The sequence below is a fragment of the Psychrobacter sp. AOP31-B2-9 genome, assembly GCF_052378005.1.
Classification (GTDB): domain Bacteria; phylum Pseudomonadota; class Gammaproteobacteria; order Pseudomonadales; family Moraxellaceae; genus Psychrobacter.
Genome location: NZ_JBQSXG010000360.1, coordinates 1 through 342 on the forward strand (window position 1 = coordinate 1; position 342 = coordinate 342).

A 342-nucleotide genomic window follows, 5' to 3' on the forward strand; every position below is an offset into this window, starting at 1 on the left:
TCGCTCTACGGTACACCGAGCAATACATAATCCTTCTGCTTTCATCTGCTGCCAGACTTTACGCGCACCGTAACGGCATTTGCTATCCTGCCAAATACGTTTAATCTCACCGATGTAATAGTCGTCATGCTGACTGCGCAGTGAACGCTTGTGTGGGTTGTCGCTTAAGTCTTGAGCACGATAATAAGTTGACGGGGCAATCGGTAGGACTCTACAGATCAGCTCGACCCCATAAAGGTGTTTATTGTCATCGATGAAGTGAATCATGATTTTAGTCAGCGGTCGAGCTCCGCCTGGGCGAAAAAAGCAGCAGCCTTACGTATAATCTCATTGGCTTGCTTA

The 342-nt window shown here is 47.4% G+C and carries 1 pseudogene and 1 other annotated feature; the pseudogene reads right to left on the minus strand.

What is annotated here, in order from left to right:
- Positions 1–342, minus strand: a pseudogene (locus tag ACT3SX_RS15630) (IS3 family transposase); the annotation flags it as partial.
- Positions 193–309: a sequence feature (AL1L pseudoknot), on the minus strand. Its footprint overlaps the pseudogene before it by 117 nt.